The following is an 18591-nucleotide window of genomic DNA, read 5'->3' on the forward strand; positions in this document are numbered from 1 at the left end:
CCGTTCGCGGTGGGCCCCTGTCCCATGCGGGGTCAGACCGTTCCGATCAGGGCGTCGAGGATCAGCTTCTCGGCGAAGTAGAAGGCGACACCGCACACGGGGGCGAGTACGGCACACAGCCAGAACCGGGGCTCCCGGGCGCGGGCGAGACGGTACGTCAGGAACGCGGTGAGCAGCACACCGGCCACCAGGAAGACGACCGCCTCCGCCCAGTAGCCGAGCGCCAGGCCCAGCCAGAGCCCTTCGCCCAGCACCACCATCGCGATGACGGCGCCGGCCGCCGCCCGCACGTCCCCGCGCCCGCGGCGCACCGTCCATCCGGCCCACCCCAGCAGGGGCCCTCCGGCCAGCCCCGCCACCGACCACACGGCGGCGGTACCGAGGCCTCCGGCCCCGAAGGTGTTCCCGAGCGTGGACGTCGCGTAGTAGCCACCACAGGTGGCGAGCATCATCAAGGCTCCACCCCAGACGGCGAGTTGCCGGCTGCGGATCAGCGCCCCGGCCGCGGCGGTCCACAGGATCCATGCGGACACCGAGTTGGTCGCCCGCTCCAACAGGGGTGTCGTCCCGTGCAGGGTGTACGTCGCCCAGCCGAGCAGCAGCCCGAAGGCCAAGGTCGCGGTGAGGACGGTGGCGGGGGTGTCGCGGCGCAGGGCAGTCGCGGTGGTCATGCCCGGCACTATACACATGAGGTATACATGCAGTGTATACGTGCGGTGCATACTCGTCGGGATCCGCGTTCGAGGGCCGTTCTCGGAGGCACCGGCGTTCAGGTCCCGCGGTGCTCCACCGCGTCCTCGGCTTCGGGGATCGCGGCCCGGACCGTGCCGGTGGTGGTGAAGCGCTGGCGGTAGGCGGTGGGGGTGGTGCCGAGGTGGCGGACGAAGACGCGGCGGAGCGTCTCGTCGCTGCCGAAGCCGCTGTGCCGGGCCACCGAGGTGACGCTGTGTCCGTCGAGGAGGAGTTGTCGGGCGTGGTCGAGACGGACCCGCTCGACCCAGCGGGCGGGGGTGGTGCCCAGCTCCGCGTGGAACAGCCGGGTCAGGTGCCGGGAGCTGACGGCCGCGGCACGGGCCATGGACGGCAGGTCGTGATCAGCGGCCGGGTCGGCCAGCACGGAACCGATCAAGGTCCGCAGGAGGCCGTTGCGCGCGGGCGCGGTGGCGGCCGCGGTGAACTGCGACTGCCCACCCGGACGCCGCAGGAAGACCACCAGTTCGCGTGCGATGCGGCGGGCCGCGTCGGCTCCGTGGTCGTCCTCGACGAGGGCCAGTGTCAGGTCGATACCCGCGCTGATGCCCGCGGAGGTGACGAACCGCCCGTCGCGGACATGGATCGCGTCCGGCTCGACGCGTACCCGGGGGTGACGACGGGCGAGCGTGTCGGCATGCCGCCAGTGAGTGGCCGCCCGACGCCCGTCGAGCAGGCCGAGTTCGGCCAGGACGAAAGCGCCGGTGCACACCGAGGCGACCCGCGTAGCCCGCGCGGCCACCGTACGGGTCGCCGCCAGCAGCTCCGCGTCCACCGGCTGCTCGGCCAGGCGGTCGCCCCCAGCCACGAGCACCGTGTCGATCCGTCCGGCCTCGGCCGCCGTCACGGTGCCGCTCAGCGGCATCCCGGTCGAGGTCATGACCTCTCCGCCGCACGCCGAGATCATGACCAGGTCGTAGGGGTGGCCGAGCCGGCCCGCCTGGTGCAGGACCTCCGCGGGGCCACTGACGTCCAGCATGGTCACACCGTCGAACACCACGAAGCCCACCCGGTGCGTCATGTCCGAATCTGTGGTTTCTCTGTCAGGAAGGACATGGCGCCATGGTACGCACCGGGAGACCCTGGAAGCCGGTCCCCGGAACGAGGAAGTGGAGAGAGACCATGAGCGAGACGATCGCGGACGTGCGGATCCCGGACAGCGCTCTGGCGCGGGAGGCGACCGAACTGGTCCGTGAGGCGGCCTCACCGCTGCTGTTCGACCACTCCCGGCGCGTGTTCCTCTGGGCCGCGCTGCGCGGGCGCGAACAGGGGCTTTCGTTCGATCCGGAGCTGCTGTACGTCGGGGCGATGTTCCACGACCTGGGACTGACCGAGCGGTTCCGCCGCACCGACCAGCGTTTCGAGATCGACGGCGCCGACGAGGCACGGCGGTTCCTGCACACCCACGGCGTCACCGGCGAGGCGGCCGACCGGGTCTGGACGGCGATCGCCCTGCACACCACGCCGGAGATCCCGCTGCACATGGCCCCCGAGATCGCCCTGGTCACCCGAGGGGTGGAACTGGACGTGCTGGGCATCGGCTACCACGCGGTCTCCGACGGACAGCGTGCGGCCGTGGTGGAGGCCCACCCCCGCCCGGACTTCAAGAACCGGATCCTGGCCGCGTTCACCGAGGGCATCAAGGACCGCCCCGAGACTGCGTTCGGCAACGTCAAGGCCGACGTGCTCGCCCACTACGTGCCCGGATTCGTCCGCGGCGACTTCGTCGAGGTCATCAAGAACTCCGCCTGGGCCGAATAGCCCCCGGCCCTCGTCCGCCGGGGGCCGGCCGGCGCCGCAGGTCGGGCGACAGCGTCGTCGCCCGACCTGCGGCGCCGGCCGGTTCACCCCCGCGCGAACGGTCGTACGCTCCTTCCTCCCGATCCCATCTCCCGTCTTCTCCCGATCCCGTCGAGGTCACTCATGTCCGCGCAGCAGCCGAGTCCCGCCGTTGCCGACGCGCCGCCCCTGGCCCCACCCCGCCACCACAGCGACGACACGGCGGGTGCCCCCCGCGATGACGTCCCGGCTCCGGGGGAGACCGGCGCGTCGGTCTGGCGTGTCGTCGGTGACCCGCTGGTCGCGGCGACCCGGGAAGGCGTACTGTCCGGCTCCCGGGTAGCGGTGAAGGACGTCTTCGCCGTCGCCGGCCACGCGATCGGGATGGGAAATCCGGCATGGCTGCGCGGGGCCCCGATCGAGCCGGCCCACTCCACCGCCGTCCGGGCCCTGCTGCGGGCAGGGGCGGACGTCACCGGGATCGCGCACACCGATGAGCTGGCCTACGGCCTGTCCGGGCTCAACACGCACTACGGGATGCCACCGAACCCCGCGGCGCCCGGACGGGCCCCCGGGGGCTCCTCGAGCGGCCCGGCCAGTGCCGTCGCCCTGGGTCTGGCCGACATCGGTCTGGGCACCGACACGGCGGGCTCGACGCGGGTGCCGGCCTCCTACTGCGGGCTGTACAGCCTGCGGCCGACCCACGGTCTGGTCCCGGACGCCGGCCAGACCGGTCTCGCGCCCTCGTTCGACACCACGAGCTGGATCACCCGGACACCGCGGCTGCTCGACCGGGTGACCGACGTACTCCTTCCGCAACGCCCCGCACAGCCGATCGAACGGCTGATCCTGGCCACGGACCTGTTCGATCTCGTGGACCCGTCGCTGCGGCTGCCGCTGTACGACGCGGCACACGCGTGGGCGGACCGGCTGGCCGTCCCGCTGCAGCCGAGGGAGAACACGTGCGCCGCACATCTCGAGGAGTGGGCGGAGGCTGTGGGCGTCGTCCAGGCCGTGGAGATGTGGCAGGTGCACGGCAGTTGGCTGCAGGCGCATCACGAGGCCGTCTCGCCCGGGGTCGCACACGCCGTCGCCGCGGGCGAGGACATGCCGGCCGAGTACCTGGCATGGGCCCGGGACACCCTGAGCCAGGCGCGGATCGTGCTCGCCGAACTGATCCCGCCGGGGACCGCGCTCATGCAGCCGGCGACCCCGACCGCGGCTCCCCCGCCCGGCCCGGCCGGCGCCGGCCTGGCACTGCTTACCGCGACGGTGCGGCTGGTCTGCGCCGCGAGCGCGGCGGGCCTGCCGGTGCTGACCCTGCCCGGAGTGCGGAGCCCGGCCGGCCCCGTCGGGCTCAGCCTCCTCGCGACCGCCGGCAGCGACCGCGCCCTCACCGCCGCGTTCGCCCCTCACGTCGACGCGCCATAATTCCCCCTGGGTTCCCTGTCCCGGGTCCCGCACCGTCGTCCGCCCTACACGCTCCCATCAGCCGGTACAGCGCTTTTCGATCTTCTTCGCCCATGATCGTGAACATCCTCGAACCGGCTGGCATATGCGCTCCGCCCCGCTCTACGTTCCGCAGCGGAGGTGGTTCACTTGAACGAACCGAGCAAGCAGCCCGACTCCGCCGCCGAAAGCTTTGAGCGGACCGGGGCCATCGACATCAACAACTTCGTCTACGCGGCGTCCGGAGAGCGGGTCCGGAGGCTCACCATGCCGAACGGAAGCCACTGGTTCCCGGCGGTGGACGTCTGCAATTCACTGGGGTACACCACCCCCCGCAAGGCACTCCTCGACCATGTCCCGGAAGACCACCGAGACAATCTCGAGACAGTGACTGGAAGTCACGGTCTCAGCATTCCCGCAGGTCGGAGCTGGCGCCGAGACTTGCAACTCATCGATGAACGGAGCTCCGGTGTATGTGCTCCACCGGGCCTGAGGCTGGCACAGCAGGAGGGGCGTCGCAATCCGAACTTGCGGCGCCCCTCCTGTGGTGAACCTACCCAGTTCGTGGTCCTCACGCCCAGAACATCAACCGCTTCGACTGCCGGCGCTCCTCGGGCGTTACACGGCCAGAAGGATGCGCGTCTGGTCCGCCCAAGGCCTGTCCCGTAACTGCTCCTCGAGACGCGAAAGGGGTCCACCACTCCAGGTGGGCCCCTTTCCGATACCTCGCACCACCGCCGCATACACACTCCCGTCGGCCGGTACAGCAGTTTCGATCTTCTTCGCTCGCAGTCGTGAACATCCTCGAACCGGCTGGCATATGCGCTCCGCCCCGCTCTACGTTCCGCAGCGGAGGTGGTTCACGTGAACGAACCCAGCAAACGAAAGAGCTCCGCCGAACGGCATGAGGCGATCGACGTCAGCGACTTCGTGTACGCGGCGACCGGCGCCCGGGTGCGGAGGCTGAGCATGCCGGACGGGACGCACTGGTTTCCGGCGGTGGACGTCTGCAAGGAACTCGGCCACACCAACTCTCGGCAGGCACTCTCAGATCATCTTCCCCATGAGCACCGAGAGATTCTCGAGACCGTAAGTGGAGCTTACGGTCTCAGCATTCCCGCAGGTAGAGAGTGGCGTCGAGACCTGAATGTCATCTCTCTCCAAGGTCTCATCCTGCTCGTCAACGCCTGCACCAAACCGGCCTGCGCACCCTTCAAGCAGTGGGTGGCCGAGGTGATCGAGACCGTGCAGCGCGAGGGCTCGTACTCTCTCGACAAGGCAGAAGTACAGCCCGCCGAGCCCGGTGCCCCCATCGCCTACGCCATGCCGGAACAGGTCGCCGAGGCCATCGTCCGGCTGGAGGCGCACAACCTTCAGCTAGACGAGGAGCTCGCTGACGGTCAGCGCGAATCGATCGCTTTGCAGAAGGAGACGCTGGCCACGCAACAGGACGCACTCGCCGCGCAACAGTCGACTCTCTCCGTGCAGCAGTCGACTCTCGCTGTCCAGCAGGCCATGGTCCGGGCGATGGAACGCATCGCGGACCGGTTCGACACCCTCGTCCTCGAACGCCATCCGATCAGGGGACACCTCACCGCGCTGCCCACCACCGAGTCGGTACTGGCCGACTGGCGGCAGCGGCTGTCTGTCACGGAGGACGTATGGGCGGTGGCCGTGATCATCGCCCCGGTACTCGTCGAAGCGGGTGAGCTGCGCGAACCGTTGGAGACCATCGCCGCCCGTACCGGACTTTCCGTACACCGCGTCAACGAATGCCTCCGGCTGCTGCGCAAGCACGCCTGCATTCGCTCGCGGGGCGGGGCCGAGGACGGGGCTCCGGTGTATGTGCTCCACCGGGCCTGAGCCCGGCACAACCGAGACCGGCACAGCAGGAGGGGCGTCGCAATCCGAATTTGCGGCGCCCCTCCTGTGGTGAACCTAGTGGTTCGTCGGGTCCCACGCCCAGCCGATCAACCGTTTCGGGTTCTCCAGGATCGTGGCAGGACGGCCACCCACACGGCACGCCCTGGCCGCCGTCAGGCCCCTTTCACACGCGGGCTACGGCATTGCCCTCAGCCGCCGAACACGAAGCCCAGCGCCTTTTGGAGATCGGCGGGCTCGCGGTAGTGCACACCGGTCATCCCTAGCGCGATGGCGGCCTCGACGTTCTCCAGCCGGTCGTCCACGAACAAACACCGGCCGGTGACGGTGCCCGCCCGCCGGGCTGCGATCTCGTAGATCTTCCGGTCGGGCTTGGCCACTCCCACTCGCGCGCTGCTGACGACGTGGTCCGCGAGATCCGTCAATCCCATCGATTCGAGGTCGCGCTCCAACTCCAAGGCCGCGTTGGTCACCAGGACCAGGGGGATATGCTTCCTCACCTGGCGCAGCAGGGTCACCACCGCGTCATCGGCCCGGAACGGGGCATCGGCAAGCGCCCTGCCCAGCCGACGGGCGTACGCCTGCGGCACTCGGCCGGAGAGTGCCGACGCGATGGAGTGCACCCACTCCTCTTTTGTGATCTTGCCGAGCAGGAGCGGCAGGTCCACATCAGGTGCGTAGGCCACGCTCGTGGTGGTGCCCTCGGCCAGTCCCGCGGCACGTTCCAACTCGGCCAGTGGAGCCGTGTCGTAGAAGCGGATCACGTTGTCGAGGTCGCACAGCACCGCGTCAAAGGGGCTGCTGGAGATACCGGAAGCCGTCACCGGCCACAAGTAGCACAGCGTTCGGCCGCTGTCCGGAGTTCACTCCGTGACGGCGTCCGCGAGGAACGCCGCCCAGGCGGAGGGCGCGAGCCGGAGTATCGCGCCGGCGGTGTCCTTGGAGTCCCGGACGGCTACGGTGCCGGGTATGTTGCGGGCGACCTCGACGCACTCGCCGTGAGCATCGCCGCTGCTGTATGTGGACTTCTTGAAGTCGAACTCAGACACGGTGTCCTACGCCTCCTTGCGGATGCTGTCGATGAACCTGACCGAGCTGCTGTGCGCCAGCCCCAGCCGCGTGATGCGGTCGAAGACAGCGCCGTGATGCGCGGCATCAGTCTCGCTCTCCAGCCAGACCTTCGTCGACAAGGTATCCACCTGCACAACATCCAGCGCACCGGGCTCCGCAAAGGACACCGCGGTGAAGGCACAGGTCATGCCAGGGTGAGCGCCGGCCATGAACGGAACAACCTGCACGCGCACGTTGGGAAGGCTCGTCACCTCCAGCAGGTGCTCCAGCTGCGCCCGCATGACATCTCGGCCACCCACGAGTTGACGCAAAACCCCTTCGTGCAGCAATGCCCAGAGCTGTAGCGGACGCTCACCGGCGAGTCTCGCCTGCCGGGCCATCCTCGCCTCGACGAAAGTCTCGATCTCGTCGAGGTCTTGCCAGGCCCCATTGCCGACTGCGAGAGCCCGCGCATAGTCGGCGGTCTGCAAGAGGCCGGGTACGAAGGTCAGTTGCCAGGTGCGGATCTCCGTGGCGATGTCCTCCAGTGCGACGTATTCGATCTGCGCCGTCAGTTGCGGGTACTGGTTCCACCACCCCTTGGCCTTGCGCCGGTCCCTGTCCGCCTTCGCCAGAGCCAGCAGCTTTCCGATCACCACCTCGTCGTTCTCGCCGTACAAGTGGCACAGTGCCCTGACGTCGGGGTCTCTCATGGGCACTTGGCCGCGTTCGATCTTCGCGACCTTGGTGACCGATGCCGTCAGCGCCTCAGCCGCATGCGTCTGACGCAGACCGCACACCTCCCGCATCCGCAATAGTTCCCCACCGAGCCGTCGTCCCAGCACGGTCGTGATCGTCTTGCCGCGATTGGGGTCATTGCCCGCCATCTTGCGTTCCTTCCCGGTCAATCGCACCAGTTTGAGGCTCGGAGCGATCCACTCACAAACAGGGCAGCGATATTGCTGCCCTGTTCGATTGCTGCCCAACTTCAAAAAAGCTACCTTCAGTATCCAACCGCTTACCCAAAGGCATCATTTGGCGGAAGTGCACCGTGCTGCCCTCGTCCGCACGGCAGAGCCACCGCCACCTCGCACAAGGAGGTGTGTCCCCATGACCGATTCCTGTCCGCCCCCGCTCTCCAAGGGCTACGACCACTACGACCGCTATGACACCGTCAGTTACACGCCCTACCCCCAGAACATCCCCCGCGCCCGCAGGCACGTCGCACGACTCGTCGCCGGCTGGGGGCACCCCGGGGCCGCTGGGGACACGGCGCTGGTCGCGAGCGAATTGTGCACGAACGCGCTGCTGCACGGATGCCTGCGGGACCGGCTGTTCCGGGTGGAGACCTCTCTCACCGGCACCGCCCTGCGCATCGCCGTCACGGACCCGAAGGGCGAGCGCCTGCCGCAGGACCGGCCGGCTGACCCCGAGGCCCAGTTCGGGCGCGGACTCCTCATCGTCCGCGCCCTGGTCGACAGGTGGGCCGTGGAACACCTGGCCGTGGGCAAAACGGTGTGGGTGGAAATGGCTGTGCCGGGGAGGGCTGATGCGTAGCCCGATCAGCCGGTTGCTGACGCGGTGCCGCAGTACTGTGACCACCCGGAGGAAGGAGGCTCGGATGGCAGCCAAGTGGCAGGACGCGATTGCTGAGGCGCAGGAAGTCACCGGGTTCATCGGAGAGGTCGTTCCTCGTACGGTGGACGCGATCGGTACGGCACTGCGCATCGACCGCCGCACCGAGTTCTACACGGAGCTGGGCGCCCTGGGCGACGCCGACCGCTTCGAGTCCTTCCTGAACCATTGGTGGGCCCAGGCCCTCGCCGACTCCGCGCTGGACGAGGACACACGAGAGCAGGCGATCGAATTCGCCGACACCTCCGTGTCCCTCCACTCGCGGGCCGTGGACGGCCCCACGGTCACCCAGGCCGAGATCACCGCCCTCGTCATGGGGGCGGAAGCCTCGTGAGCTACACGATCAGATGCCGGACGGGACGCACTGGTTTCCGGCGGTGGACGTCTGCAAGGAACTCGGACACACCAACTCCCGGAAGGCTCTCGCAGACCATGTTCCCGACGAGCACCGAGAAATACTCGAGACCGTAACTGGAGGTTACGGTCTCAGTATTCCCGCAGGTAGAGGGTGGCGTCGAGACTTGCACGTCATCTCTCTCCAAGGTCTCATCCTCCTCGTCAACGCCTGTACCAAACCGGCCTGCGCCCCCTTCAAACAGTGGGTCGCCGAGGCCATCGTCCGGCTGGAAGCACACAACCTTCAGACGGACGAGGAGCTCGCCGACGGGCAGCGCGAATCGATCGCGTTGCACAATCTGAGGAACCCGTACGGCAGGAGGGGCGCCGCAACTCGAACTTGCGGCGCCCCTCCTGTGATGAACCTAGTGGTTCGTGGGCGTCACGCCCAGCTGATCAACCGTTTCGGCTGTTCCAGGATCGCGGCCACGTCGGCCAGGAACCTGGAGCCCAGTTCGCCGTCGACCAGGCGGTGGTCGAAGCTCAGGGCCAGGGTGGTGACCTGACGGGGCTTCACCTTTCCCTTGTGCACCCACGGCTGGAGCTTGATCGCACCGACCGCCAGGATCGCCGACTCGCCGGGGTTGAGGATCGGCGTGCCCGTGTCGACGCCGAAGACGCCGACGTTGGTGATGGTGACCGTGCCCGCCTGCATCGCCGAGGGGGAGGTCTTGCCGTCCCTCGCCGTGGACACCAGTTCACCCAGGGACTCGGCCAGTTGCGGCAGCGTCTTGGCGTGGGCGTCCTTGATGTTCGGGACGATCAGGCCGCGTGGGGTGGCCGCCGCGATGCCCAGGTTGACGTAGTGCTTGACCACGATCTCCTGGGCCGCCTCGTCCCACGAGGCGTTCACGTCCGGGTTGCGCCTGATCGCGACCAGCAGGGCCTTGGCGATCAGCAGGAGCGGGTTCACGCGCAGGCCCGTGAACTCCTTGTCCTGCTTCAGCTCCTCGACCAGCTTCATCGTGCGCGTCACGTCGACCGTCACGAACTCGGTGACGTGCGGCGCGGTGAACGCCGAGCCGACCATCGCCGCCGCCGTCGCCTTGCGCACCCCCTTGACCGGGATACGGGTCTCCCGGGCGGTGTCGTACGAAACCGGCGCGGGAGCGGCCGCCGGGGCGGAAGCGGTCACCGGGACGGGAACGGCCGTCGGCTCCTCCGGTGCCTTCGGCGCTGCCGCGACCGCCGCCACGGCCGCGTGGACGTCCTCGCGCGTGACGATGCCGTCCGGGCCGGTCGGGGCGACCGTCGCCAGGTCGACGCCGAGGTCCTTCGCCAGCTTGCGCACCGGTGGCTTGGCCAGCGGACGCTGCGCGCCGGTCACCGGCACCGGACCGGCGACGGGCGCCGGGGCGGCCGAGGCAGCCGGGGCGTGGCCGTTCAGTTCCGCCTGGCTCCCTGCCACCGCCTGCCGGGCGAAGCCGTCCGGGGCGGACTTGCGCGGGCGGCGGCGCGTGGCGGATGTCGATACTCCGTAACCGACCAGCACGGGCTGGCGGCCCGAGCCCAGCGCCGTCGGCTCGGCTTTCGCCGACTGCTCGGCGGGTGCGGCAGCAGCGGGTGCGGCAACCGCAGGTGCGGCAGCGGCGGGTACGGATTCGGCGGCCGGGGTTGCCGGGGCGGCCGCGGGGGCCTCCGGCTCCGGGGCCGCACCGCCCGAGACGTCCACCGCGATGATGGACATGCCCACGTCCACCGTGGTGCCCTCGGGGAAGTGCAGCGCGCTGACCACCCCGTCGTAGGGGATGGGAAGCTCCACGGCCGCCTTCGCCGTCTCGACCTCGCACACCACCTGGCCGTCGGTGACCGTGTCACCGGGCTGTACGTACCACTTGAGAATCTCGGCCTCGGTCAGTCCCTCGCCCACGTCGGGCATCTTGAACTCACGGACGGGCGCTTGCGTCATCGTCGTCACGACCCTCCCTTTCCCTCAGTACGCCAGCGAGCGGTCGACGGCGTCCAGCACCCGGTCCAGGTCCGGGAGGTAGGACTCCTCCAGGCGGGCCGGCGGGTACGGGGCGTGGTAGCCGCCCACCCGCAGGACCGGGGCCTCCAGGTGGTAGAAGCAGCGCTCGGTGATCCGCGCGGCGATCTCCGCGCCCGAACCGAAGAACACCGGCGCCTCGTGGACGACGACCAGGCGGCGGGTCTTCTCCACCGACGTCTGGATCGCGCCGAAGTCGAGCGGGGAGACCGAGCGCAGGTCCAGGACCTCCAGGGAGCGGCCCTCCTCGGCGGCCGCGTCCGCGACCTCCTGGCAGAGCTTCACCATCGGGCCGTACGCCACCAGCGTCAGGTCGGTACCCTCCCGGACCACGCGCGCGGTGTGCAGCGGGCCGGGAATCGCCTCGGTGTTGACCTCGGCCTTGTCCCAGTAGCGCCGCTTGGGCTCGAAGAAGATCACCGGGTCGTCGCTCTGGATGGCCTGCTGCATCATCCAGTACGCGTCCGACGCGTTCGACGGCGAGACCACCTTCAGGCCCGCCACGTGCGCGAACAGCGACTCCGGGGACTCGGAGTGGTGCTCCACCGCGCCGATGCCGCCGCCGTAGGGGATGCGCACGACGACCGGGAGCTTCACCTTGCCCAGCGACCGCGCGTGCATCTTCGCGAGCTGCGTGACGATCTGGTCGTACGCCGGGAAGACGAAGCCGTCGAACTGGATCTCGACCACCGGGCGGTAGCCGCGCAGGGCGAGGCCGATCGCCGTGCCGACGATGCCCGACTCGGCGAGCGGGGTGTCGATGACGCGGCTCTCGCCGAAGTCCTTCTGCAGCCCGTCCGTCACCCGGAACACGCCGCCGAGTTTGCCGACGTCCTCACCCATGACGAGGACCTTGGGGTCCGTGTCCAGGGCGCGGCGCAGCGACTCGTTGATCGCTTTGGCCAGGGCCATGTTCTTGAATGTCACGGTCTCCGCCATGTCACTTACCCCCGTCCGCGTCGGCGAACGACGCCTGGTAGGCGGCGAACTGCGCCCGTTCCTCGTCGACGAGGGCGTGTCCGTCCGCGTACGCGTTCTCGAAGATGGCGAAGTGGTCGGGGTCCTTCATGGCACGGACCGCTTCGCGCACTCGTTTGCCCAACGTCTCGCTCTCGGTCTCCAGTTCCGCAAAAAATCCCTCGTCCGCGTGGTGGGCGGACTCCAGGTGGCGGCGAAGGCGCAGGATCGGGTCCTTGGCCTCCCAGGCGGCCCGCTCGTCGTCGTGGCGGTAGCGGGTGGGGTCGTCGGAGGTGGTGTGGGCGCCCATGCGGTAGGTGAACGCCTCGATCAGCGTCGGCCCCTCACCGGCACGGGCCCGCTCCAGGGCCCACCGGGTCACGGCCAGGCTCGCCAGCACGTCGTTGCCGTCCACCCGCACGCCCGGGAAGCCGTAGCCCTGTGCGCGCTGGTACAGCGGGACGCGGGACTGCTTCTCGGTCGGCTCGGAGATCGCCCACTGGTTGTTCTGGCAGAAGAACACCACCGGGGCGTTGTAGACCGCGGAGAAGGTGAAGGCCTCGGCCACGTCGCCCTGGCTGGAGGCGCCGTCGCCGAAGTAGGCGATCACCGCGCTGTCCGCGCCGTCCTTGGCGACACCCATCGCGTAGCCCGTGGCGTGCAGCGCCTGGGAGCCGATGACGATCGTGTACAGGTGGAAGTTGTTGCTGTTCGGGTCCCAGCCGCCGTTGTTGACGCCGCGGAACATGCCGAGCAGGTTGGTCGGGTCCACCCCGCGGCACCAGGCGACGCCGTGCTCGCGGTAGGTGGGGAAGACGTAGTCGTCGTCGCGCAGCGCGCGCCCTGAGCCGATCTGCGCCGCCTCCTGGCCCAGCAGCGAGGCCCACAGGCCCAGCTCGCCCTGGCGCTGGAGCGCGGTGGCCTCGGCGTCGAAGCGGCGGGTGAGCACCATGTCGCGGTACAGGCCGCGGAACTCCTCGGAGGTGATGCCGGAGACGTACTGGTCGAACTCCGCGTTCTCCACCCGCTCGCCCTCGGGCGTCAGCAGCTGTACGAGGTGGGGTTCGGCGCTCCGCGGCTTCGTGCCGCCGGTCTTCCCGGCCGCCGGGGCCTTCTTCGCGGCGGGCGCCTTCTTGGCCGCGGATGCCTTCTTGGCCCCGGTCACCTTCTTGGCCGCAGGTGCCTTCTTGGCCGGGACCGCCTTCTCGGCGGTGGTGCTGGTGGTGCGCTGGGCGCCGGTGGCGCCGGCATCACTTCCGGCTCCGCGTCGCGGTGTGCGCGCGGCAGTGCTCTCCACGGTCACGTGTGCTCCTCCGTCGGTCCGACCCCCGGGATTGCCGGTAGGTCTGGGGTCCCCCTCCAGCTGCTCGAAGCCTGGGGGAGGCTCACCTCTTCTCGACCACGGGCACGGGGTGGGTGCCGCTCGGCCGGGAACAGGCGTGACAGGTGCCCCGGCCGGCGACCTGCAAATAGCACGTTACCCAGTGCGCCACATTTCTGGGAAACCATTCCTGACCTGGGATTTTGCTTGGATATCCAAGTAAATCGGAAAGGCTGGAAAGGCGCGCTGGTCACAGCCTTGCAGGAGGCCGGAGCAACGGCACGTTATCCCGCCGACCCCGGACTCGGGAAGGGCCGTGTCCCGCGCGCGCCCGGCCCACCGCCCGGCGGCGGACCGGGCGCGCCCTCCGGAATCCCGCCGCACTCCCTCCGGACCTCGCCCGCGCCCCCTCCGGCACCCCGTCCGGACCCCCGCCCGAGACGGATCCGGCACACAGTGCGACCGGAAATGACTTGCTGTGACAAGCCGCAGTTCACGGGCCCGCGCGGTGCCCTAGCATCTGGCGCGTGTCGCCCTTACGTGTACCACCCCCTGTTCCTTGTGCGCCCCCGCTGGGCGCCCTGCTGCGCCGGTACGCCGCCGGTTCCGCGGTGACCTGCGAGCCCGTCGACGAGGGCCTGCTCAACCGCGGCTACCGTCTGCGCACGACCCACGGCCGCTACTTCCTCAAGCACCACTTCGACCCCGAGACCGCCGATCCGGCCGCGATCGTCCGCCAGCACCGGGCCACCCGGCGCCTGGCGGACCTGGGCGTGCCGGTCGCCCCGCCGCTGCCCGCCCGGGACGGGCGCACGGTCACCGTGGTCGACGGCCACGCGTACGCCCTGCATCCCTGGATCGACGGCCGGCACCGGCACGGCGGGCAGCTCACCCCGGGACAGTGCGCACGGCTCGGGGCGCTGCTCGGCGCGGTGCACGCCGGTCTGGAACGCGTGATGCCGGCCCACGCGCGGACCCACAGCGCTCCGGCGGAGAGCGCCGATCCGGCCGACACCCTCACCCTCATCGACGAGCTGCTCGGCCGCGTCCGGCGGCACCGCCCCGCCGACTCCTTCGACACCCTCGCCCGCCGCCGGCTCCTGGAACGGCGGACCCTGCTGGAGCGGCACGCCGACCGGCGCCCACCGCGCGGGGGCGCGGTGGGCTGGGTGCACGGCGACTTCCACCCGTTCAACGTGCTGTACCGAGGGGGCGCGCCCGCGGCGATCGTCGACTGGGACCGGCTCGGCGTACAGCCCCGCGCGGAGGAGGCCGTACGCGCCGCGGCGATCTTCTTCGTCCGGCCCTCGGGCACCCTCGACCTGCCACGCGTACGGTCCTATGCGCGCGCGTACCGGCGCGGTGCGGGGGCCACACCCGCCCAGCTCGCCGCGGCGGTGCACCGGGTGTGGTGGGAACGTCTCAACGACTTCTGGATGCTCCGCTGGCACTACGAGCGCGACGACACCCGCGCGGACTCCCAGTTCCCGGCCACGGCCGCACTGGTGGTGTGGTGGAGCCGGGAGTACGACGCGGTGCGCGCGGCCTTCACGGGGTGAGGCGGGCGCCCGGAGGGCCGTTCACGGCATGAGCCCGCGCGGGAGGTGTTCCGCGTGAGGCGTGCCCCGCGCGGGGTGAGCAGGACGCGGGGCGGAACGGGACGGGACGGCGGAACGGGACGGGACGGGCGCCGAGCGCCCGCCCCGTGGTCCGTACGCGTGGTCCGTGGTCAGCCGCCGGTGACGGCGCCGGCGGCCGCGCCGCCCTCCGTACCGCCGTTGGCCGCGCCACCATCGCCGCCGCCCGGGTCCGGGTCCGGGTCCGGGTCCGTCTCCGGCGGGTCCTCGGGCTCCGTCTCCACCGGCGTCGTCGGGGTGTCCGTCGGGTCGCCGCTCGGCTCCTCGGGCTGCGTGTAGCTCGGCGTCGCCGTCGGGTACGGGGTGTACGGCGGGACGTAGCCACCGCCGCCGGAGCCGTTGCCGTTACCGGTGCCGGTGTCCGTGTTCGGCGCCTCCGGCTCCTTGGTGGTGTCGTCCTCGTCCGGCGACTCGCTGGCCTTCTCCTTCTCGCTGGTCTGCGAGGAGGACGGCGACTTCTTGGAGGGTTCCTTGTCGTCCTTGCCGTCGTCGCCGCCGCCGTTCAGCGCCAGGGCGACACCCGCGACGACGGCGATCACCGCGAGCACCGCGAGGATCCACAGCTTTCCGCGGCCGTTGCCATGGTGGTCGCCGCCCTCGAAACCGCCGTCGTCCCCGCCGTTGTACCGGTTGGGGAGAATCGGCTGCGGGATGGCCGCGGTGCCGGAGGCGTCCGGGTGCGGCATCGCCGTCGTGCCCGCGAACCCTCCCGCCGGGGTGTGCCGGCCGTCGTGCACGTCGACCACGCCGGTGTTCCAGGTGCCGGTGTGGCCGCCCTGGTCGTAGAGCATCTGCAGCCCGTACTGGATCAGCCCGCGCATCTCCTCCGCCGTCTGGAACCGGTCGTCCGGCTCCTTGGCGAGCGAGCGCATGACAAGCCCGTCCAGCTCCGGAGGGCTGGCGTCGGAGACCTCCGACGGGGGCGTGGGGATGTCCTGCACGTGCTGGTAGACCACGGACAGCGGCGTCTCACCGGTGAACGGGGGCCGCAGCGCCAGCAGTTCGTACAGCATGCAGCCGGTCGCGTACAGGTCGGACCGGTGGTCGACGGCCTTGCCGAGCGCCTGCTCGGGCGAGAGGTACTGGGGGGTGCCCATGACCATGCCGGTCTGCGTCATCGTCGTGGACGCGCCGTGCAGCGCGCGGGCGATGCCGAAGTCCATCACCTTCACGGCACCGTTGTGCGTGATGATGACGTTCGCGGGCTTGATGTCGCGGTGCACGATGCCGTGCTGGTGCGAGTAGGCCAGCGCCTCCAGGACGCCGGAGACGATGATCAACGCCTGTTCGGGGCCGGGCGCCTCGGCGTTGACCAGGAGATCGCGGATCGTGCGGCCCTCGACGATCTCCATGATGATGTACGGCACGGCCTGGCCGCCCACGATGTCCTCGCCGGAGTCGTACACGGCGACGATCGAGTGGTGGTTGAGACCGGCCACCGACTGCGCCTCGCGCGTGAAACGCGCTTTGGCGATCGGGTCCTCGGCGAGATCGGTATGCATCAGTTTGACGGCGACCGTCCGCCCCAGCCGCACGTCCTCCGCGGCGAACACCTCGGCCATGCCGCCCCGGCCGAGCCTGTGCGTCAGCCGGTACCGACCGTCGCCGACAAGCCCGCCGTTGCCCCAGTTGTCCGGCGCGTCCGACATGCCGCCGCCAGTCGCCTCGGGGTCGGACGGGCCCTGAGCGCGCTGCTGCTGTGCCATCAGTCCTCGCCGTCGTTTCTGCCCGCGGTGCGCGCGGTGTTGTCACGGTCTCCGTCGGCCACGCTACAGCCTTCACGCCGGCCTCCCGTCCGGGACGGGCTGCCAGGAACAGGCATGAGAACGGGTATGAGACGGACCGGCCATGAAACCCGCAATCCATATCGTCGTGCAAATTCTGTGCACCCGCCTCACGTCCCCTGTAACGCTTCCGCGACGCTTCTGTCCCGTACGGTCACGGAACGGGCCCCACGCTTGACGCGTCAGGGGCCTGGGGCAGACTTGGCCGGGGATAACGCATTGGATCTACGAGGAATCGGTCGCCGACGGCAGTAGCGCCGAAGAGGCTACGGGGGACGCGGAGCATGAGCCAGGACGGCGCACAGGGCCACAACGCGGGGCGGGCGCTCGCCGGCGGCCGCTACCAACTGCGGGACCTGCTCGGCCAAGGCGGCATGGCCTCCGTCCACCTCGCGTACGACAGCGTGCTCGACCGTCAGGTCGCGATCAAGACCCTGCACACGGAACTCGGCAGGGAACAGGCCTTCCGCGAACGCTTCCGCCGCGAGGCCCAGTCCGTGGCGAAGCTCACGCACACCAACATCGTCTCGGTCTTCGACACCGGCGAGGACGATGTGGACGGCATGACGATGCCGTACATCGTCATGGAGTACGTCGAGGGCCGTCCGCTGGGCTCCGTGCTCGACGAGGACATACGGCGGCAGGGCGCGATGCCCGCCGACAAGGCGCTGAAGGTCACCGCGGACGTACTGGCCGCCCTGGAGATCAGCCACGAAATGGGCCTGGTCCACCGGGACATCAAGCCGGGCAACGTGATGATGACCAAGCGCGGCGTGGTCAAGGTGATGGACTTCGGCATCGCCCGCGCCATGCAGTCCGGCGTGACCTCGATGACGCAGACCGGCATGGTCGTCGGCACCCCGCAGTACCTCTCGCCCGAACAGGCGCTCGGACGGGGCGTCGACGCCCGCTCCGACCTTTACTCGGTCGGCATCATGCTCTTCCAACTGGTCACCGGACGGATCCCGTTCGACGCCGACTCGCCGCTGGCCATCGCGTACGCGCACGTGCAGGAGGAGCCACCGCTCGCCTCCTCGGTCAACCGCTCGCTGCCCCCGGCCGTGGACGCGCTGATCACCCGCGCGCTGAAGAAGAACCCGAACGAGCGTTTCCCCAGCGCCGAAGCCATGCGTAACGAGTGCCTGCGCGTGAGCCAGTCCTTCCAGGCGGCCCCGCCGAGCATCGTCCCCGGCCCGCAAGGGCAGAGCGGCTCGGGCGTCGGTTCCGCGGTGTTCCCGCCCGTCGACCAGTCGGCTCCGGCGGCCCCGGGCAGCGTCCGGACGCCGTACACGCCGGGCCCGCCCCAGCACCACACCCCGAACCCGTACGGCACCCCGGCCGCGCCGGGTCCGGCCCCGGCGTACGGCTATCCCCAGCAGGGCGCCCCTCATGGCGGCTACGCGACACCCCACCCCCCGTACGGCGCGCAGCAGGGCGGCCCGTCGACGCCTCCGTACAACCTGTCGCCCCCGGGCCCGGGCGGACCGGGCGGCGACAGGAACGACAAGCCGGTGATCATCGGTTCGGTCGCCGTGTCCGTCCTCGCCGTCGGCGGCCTGATCGCGGCGCTGCTGGCCAACGGCGGCGGCGACGAGAACGACAAGGGCGGCGACCCCGGCGTCAGCGCGTCGGTGTCGGCGGAGGTCTCCCGGGCGGCCGGGTACCGCGGACCCGACCCCTCCAGGACGATCGACCCGGAGGAGTGCACGGAGCCGAAGGAGTCCTACAACGACGAGGACGAGATCCAGCTCCCGAACCTGAAGTTCAAGTACATCAAGTCGGTCAAGGAATGCTTCCAGGCCGCCGGCTGGACCCTGGAAGTGCGGAACGTCGACGAGAACACGTACGGCGAAGGCGCGGTCATGAAGCAGTTCCCCGCCGCCGGTACGGCTGTCGACCCCGAGGAGATGCCCAAGATCCAGCTCGACGTCTCCACGGGCAAACCGCCGAACGGCTGATCTCCTG

Annotated in this window: 16 protein-coding genes and 2 pseudogenes; 9 read left to right on the forward strand and 9 right to left on the reverse strand. The window is 70.0% G+C overall.

The window, feature by feature from the left end; all coding sequences use genetic code 11:
• Positions 1–32 precede the first annotated feature (32 nt).
• Both V4Y04_RS18090 and V4Y04_RS18095 read right to left on the reverse strand, forming a co-directional pair.
• Positions 33–671: a DUF6518 family protein gene (locus tag V4Y04_RS18090; RefSeq protein WP_332429234.1), complete on the reverse strand. Its 639-nt coding sequence runs from the start codon at positions 669–671 to the stop codon at positions 33–35.
• Between the two features lie 98 nt (positions 672–769).
• On the reverse strand, positions 770–1771 hold the full coding sequence (locus V4Y04_RS18095) for a GlxA family transcriptional regulator (protein ID WP_332429236.1): 1002 nt from the start codon (positions 1769–1771) through the stop codon (positions 770–772).
• 101 nt (positions 1772–1872) lie between these two features.
• Between V4Y04_RS18095 and V4Y04_RS18100 the strand changes: the two genes are divergently transcribed.
• The 4 genes and pseudogenes from V4Y04_RS18100 (at position 1873) to V4Y04_RS18115 (ending at position 5841) form a co-directional block, all read left to right on the forward strand.
• Positions 1873–2511, forward strand: coding sequence for an HD domain-containing protein (locus V4Y04_RS18100; protein WP_332429238.1), 639 nt, complete (start codon positions 1873–1875; stop codon positions 2509–2511).
• 162 nt (positions 2512–2673) lie between these two features.
• Positions 2674–3960, forward strand: a complete 1287-nt coding sequence (locus V4Y04_RS18105) for an amidase family protein (RefSeq protein WP_332429240.1) — start codon at positions 2674–2676, stop codon at positions 3958–3960.
• A 168-nt stretch (positions 3961–4128) separates the two neighbouring features.
• Positions 4129–4434 (forward strand): annotated as a pseudogene (locus tag V4Y04_RS18110) (BRO-N domain-containing protein); the annotation flags it as partial.
• Positions 4435–4842: 408 nt separating this feature from the next.
• A complete protein-coding gene (locus tag V4Y04_RS18115; protein WP_332429242.1) occupies positions 4843–5841 on the forward strand; it encodes a BRO-N domain-containing protein in 999 nt (332 codons plus the stop codon).
• A gap of 209 nt (positions 5842–6050) precedes the next feature.
• On the opposite strand, the gene V4Y04_RS18120 is transcribed toward V4Y04_RS18115, so the two are convergent.
• From V4Y04_RS18120 to V4Y04_RS18130, 3 genes are read right to left on the reverse strand one after another with little or no spacing between them, the layout of a single operon-like run.
• Complete coding sequence (locus V4Y04_RS18120; RefSeq protein ID WP_443080185.1) at positions 6051–6683, reverse strand: HAD family hydrolase; 633 nt, start codon at positions 6681–6683, stop codon at positions 6051–6053.
• A 39-nt stretch (positions 6684–6722) separates the two neighbouring features.
• On the reverse strand, positions 6723–6908 hold the full coding sequence (locus V4Y04_RS18125; protein WP_332429246.1) for a DUF397 domain-containing protein: 186 nt from the start codon (positions 6906–6908) through the stop codon (positions 6723–6725).
• A gap of 6 nt (positions 6909–6914) precedes the next feature.
• A complete protein-coding gene (locus V4Y04_RS18130) occupies positions 6915–7796 on the reverse strand; it encodes a helix-turn-helix domain-containing protein (protein WP_332429248.1) in 882 nt (293 codons plus the stop codon).
• 223 nt (positions 7797–8019) lie between these two features.
• On the opposite strand from V4Y04_RS18130, the gene V4Y04_RS18135 reads away from it, so the two are divergent.
• The 3 genes and pseudogenes from V4Y04_RS18135 to V4Y04_RS18145 form a co-directional block, all read left to right on the forward strand.
• Positions 8020–8466 (forward strand): ATP-binding protein, encoded by a 447-nt coding sequence (locus V4Y04_RS18135; protein ID WP_332429250.1) that lies wholly within the window; start codon positions 8020–8022, stop codon positions 8464–8466.
• Between the two features lie 64 nt (positions 8467–8530).
• Positions 8531–8878: a hypothetical protein gene (locus V4Y04_RS18140; RefSeq protein ID WP_332429252.1), complete on the forward strand. Its 348-nt coding sequence runs from the start codon at positions 8531–8533 to the stop codon at positions 8876–8878.
• A 13-nt stretch (positions 8879–8891) separates the two neighbouring features.
• A pseudogene (locus V4Y04_RS18145) lies at positions 8892–9233 on the forward strand (BRO-N domain-containing protein); the annotation flags it as partial.
• Between the two features lie 89 nt (positions 9234–9322).
• On the opposite strand, the gene V4Y04_RS18150 reads toward V4Y04_RS18145, so the two are convergent.
• The 3 genes from V4Y04_RS18150 to pdhA are packed head-to-tail and all read right to left on the reverse strand — an operon-like array spanning position 9323 to position 13187.
• Positions 9323–10858 carry a dihydrolipoamide acetyltransferase family protein gene (locus V4Y04_RS18150; RefSeq protein ID WP_332429254.1) on the reverse strand — a complete coding sequence of 512 codons (1536 nt, stop codon included), beginning with the start codon at positions 10856–10858 and terminating at the stop codon, positions 9323–9325.
• A gap of 15 nt (positions 10859–10873) precedes the next feature.
• Entirely contained in the window at positions 10874–11866 is a 993-nt protein-coding gene (locus V4Y04_RS18155) for an alpha-ketoacid dehydrogenase subunit beta (RefSeq protein WP_332429256.1), read from the reverse strand.
• 1 nt (position 11867) lies between these two features.
• Positions 11868–13187 (reverse strand): pyruvate dehydrogenase (acetyl-transferring) E1 component subunit alpha, encoded by a 1320-nt coding sequence (gene pdhA / locus V4Y04_RS18160; protein ID WP_332429257.1) that lies wholly within the window; start codon positions 13185–13187, stop codon positions 11868–11870.
• Positions 13188–13732: 545 nt separating this feature from the next.
• Between pdhA and V4Y04_RS18165 the strand changes: the two genes are divergently transcribed.
• Positions 13733–14764 (forward strand): phosphotransferase, encoded by a 1032-nt coding sequence (locus tag V4Y04_RS18165; RefSeq protein ID WP_332429259.1) that lies wholly within the window; start codon positions 13733–13735, stop codon positions 14762–14764.
• Positions 14765–14934: 170 nt separating this feature from the next.
• Here the strand turns inward: V4Y04_RS18165 and V4Y04_RS18170 are convergent, their stop codons facing one another.
• Entirely contained in the window at positions 14935–16548 is a 1614-nt protein-coding gene (locus tag V4Y04_RS18170) for a protein kinase domain-containing protein (protein WP_332429261.1), read from the reverse strand.
• Between the two features lie 362 nt (positions 16549–16910).
• Here V4Y04_RS18170 and V4Y04_RS18175 point away from each other — a divergent pair, with 362 nt between their 5' ends.
• Complete coding sequence (locus V4Y04_RS18175) at positions 16911–18584, forward strand: protein kinase domain-containing protein (protein ID WP_332429263.1); 1674 nt, start codon at positions 16911–16913, stop codon at positions 18582–18584.
• Positions 18585–18591 lie beyond the last annotated feature (7 nt).

Source organism: Streptomyces sp. P9-A2 (assembly GCF_036634175.1).
Classification (GTDB): domain Bacteria; phylum Actinomycetota; class Actinomycetes; order Streptomycetales; family Streptomycetaceae; genus Streptomyces; species Streptomyces pratens.